This is a genomic window from Vibrio sp. V43_P6S15P86 (assembly GCF_009904725.1).
Classification (GTDB): domain Bacteria; phylum Pseudomonadota; class Gammaproteobacteria; order Enterobacterales; family Vibrionaceae; genus Vibrio; species Vibrio diabolicus.
Genome location: NZ_WXWT01000021.1, coordinates 1 through 2,921, shown reverse-complemented (window position 1 = coordinate 2,921; position 2,921 = coordinate 1). Strand labels below are relative to the sequence as shown.

Annotated in this window: 2 protein-coding genes; both read right to left on the bottom strand. The window is 43.6% G+C overall.

Translation table 11 applies throughout. The features are described from left to right. On the bottom strand, window positions 1-874 hold an 874-nt coding region (locus tag CAG69_RS01185; protein WP_161442313.1), incomplete at its 3' end, for a hypothetical protein. Window positions 875-877: 3 nt separating this feature from the next. Continuing rightward, window positions 878-2,590: a hypothetical protein gene (locus CAG69_RS01180; protein ID WP_237668011.1), complete on the bottom strand. Its 1,713-nt coding sequence runs from the start codon at window positions 2,588-2,590 to the stop codon at window positions 878-880. Window positions 2,591-2,921: the final 331 nt, after the last annotated feature.

The following is a 2,921-nucleotide window of genomic DNA, read 5'->3' as shown; positions in this document are numbered from 1 at the left end:
CAGGTACTTCACGATTAGCTATAACATCCATTTTGAAAACACCTGCGCTCATATTCGCTCCCCAAGATACGTCACCTTCGGGGCTTATCGCCGTCACATCAGCTCGCGCATCCTGAGGCTTTAAGTTTTCTCCCCATCGAGCACTCTGTAACTTTTTACCTGTTTTCTCATCATAAACAACAGTAAACACGTCCGTGACCTTGTAACGTCTCCCGTCTTTAATCATACCTGTATCAGTTATGTGCAGATCGGTCTTTTCTGCCTCACCTTTAGCAATGTCCCACTTATACACCACACGACCCACCTTACCCGTGCGGTAATAAACGTAGCTGCTGTCTTCCGCCCACAGAAAACCCGGAATACCTGCTAAACGATGCGGTAAGTCAATCAATTTTTGCTCTTTTAAATCAAAAAGATGTATGTCAGGTCCGGAGTTCAGAGCAACGTAACGATTGTTTGGCGAGCGACTGGTTTTGTATCGAGTACTGGATGCCTTTCCAAGGTAGGGTAAATCCGTCACCAAACGCAGGTCCGTACCATCGGTCTTCATACTCCAAACTTTTACACGTCCTTCGTACTCATCGTACATGGGATCTGGTCCATACCCTTGGTCGTTTGATAAGTTTGCCCACGTAAACTGAACGCGTGGCAAATCGTAAGAACTCGCGTCATTTAAATCTTCCCTTGGCCATTCTTTGGCACGATGAATAAAGTAACGAGGAAAATCACGTTGTTGGTATGTCGCAAAGTCAGATTTAAAGATCTCACTTGGCTCCATTGTGTAGTAGTTGTGTTCACCCACGTAAGTGCGGCCGTCATCTTTACAACCCGCTATCGATAAAGCAGCAAGCAACAGTAATAGTATTTTTTTCATGGTTTAACCTAACAATTCTGAAATGGGTACGTTTTCTTCTACAACGACAAGACGTTGGCTACCCGTGGAGAGACTCGAATGAACACCTCGAACAATATCGACGCTTTTGACCTCTTTCGGCGGGAATGCGAACCGCAGCGTCATATAACCATCGTCGTCTTTCATTGCTGAACGAAAATATGACTTGTGAATCCAATCGTGTTCTATGTTACGAAGCCCAAAGAAATCGTCAGGCTGATCTGTCAAAGGCTCGTGAAGGTAACGTATAGAAGGCAATGCGCCTCTTGGAGCCAATTTAAGCCCCGCAATATTGCTTTCTTTATGTTCATTGATGATTCCACTGCCAGTGCCTGTCGATGCGGCACCGGAAACTGGAATAATATTCTCGCCCGCATTATTAAAGCTTTGGGATGAGGAGTATATTTGCAACTCTGAAAGAGACTTAGCAATTGAAGCAGGATCACTCTCTAGCTCAGACAGTTCCGTGTTTGTCAAAGCCAACTCGGAGTAATGGATATAACATTCTTGTGCTTCTCCCGCGACTTTATATGGCACCCAAATATGCGGTAGAGGAACGCCTTGCGCAATACGCAAACCATCTTTGCCAGCTTTATAAGGGCTTAGCACCGTTTTAACAGTGATAGGATCAATATCTAATTCTGGAAAAACAACATCTACTTCCTCATCTACAAGGCGGAATACCCTAGCACCTTGATCAAGGCTTAGATGTCCCGAATACACTTTCTGGCCAGATTGATAAATCTCAAATGCTTCTTCGCCAACATAGTAGTCTGGTACAAGGTTTGCCCCATCAATATTGACATGCCGCGTTTTCATCGAAGATTCAGGATCATTATTTCTGTAGTACTCTAAATCGACATCGGCAAAGTAGCCTTTTGGTGTAACTTCAACCTCTCGCCAAACTTTGTTATTCCAGATTACATAAAAATAACCTTCTGCGACCAACTCATGTCCATTTGGGCCCTCTAGCATAGGTAGTACAGGCACCAACACGTTATCCCACTCATCCATCTGAGTATCTTTATCAACGGGTTGCAGGTCTTCGGCGAGTTTAAGCAAAATTGGCTGAGGCTGGTCAGTGCAAGGGATCTTGATATAGAGCGTTTTGCCCTCAGCTTCGAGATCTTTAAATATCGCGAGGCTGCGGTGTTTGTTTTCTGTATCAGCCTTGCCTACAGTCACTTTTTCTTTTTGAGCTTCGGTTTTTCCCAACATCAAACATGCCGCGTTGCTAGACCACTGCCCTGCAAACTCGACAACGATTTTTTGATCTGGACTTGGCTCAGAGGGGACATGCGTGTAACTACGAACTAAAGCAACATCGTCAGTAACCTGCTTATAACCCGCTTTAAAAGCTTTGCTTTCATTCGAAGCAGATACAGAGTCAACGAGTGATTTAAGTCTAGGGAAGCTTTGCAGCTGAGAGTCCGTCAATGGCGACCGACGTGCAACGGTAGATAATGACACCCAATTGCCTTTTCCCAATTCGATTCTTATCGCAGCTAGCAATGCGCTGGTCGTTTTTTTGGTAGAGATGGAAATCTTTTGCGCCAATTCTTTAGGGAGGTTTCTAAGGATGTCATCTGAATTTCGCAAACGCGAAAGCTGTCCTATACACTCGTCCGGTGTAAGAACATGAGATAGCTCGTTGGAGGATAGCTTCGAGCTAGGTATAAATTTGCAAACTAAATGCATTTGAATTCTCCACAACCAACATCGTAAATATGGCTGCGGTGACAATTAAGCTGATAAGGCTTACAAGTACGATTTGGTCTGCGTATCCTACTTACTTAGCCATTTATTTTCAACGAGATAGAAAAATCGCCCGAAATCAAAAACACCAAAAAAATGGTGACTTTTGCTATCAAAACATGCGATTTGACCACAACAAAAGCCAGTAACATCACCCACTCTGTCAAAATGGTAAAATCTTACTATCTAAAAAAATTTAATTTATGGACTGAAGTTAACAAAAATCGTAGTAACGTGCGCTTCAGGTAAGCACGAGGAAATTCAGAAGTTTATG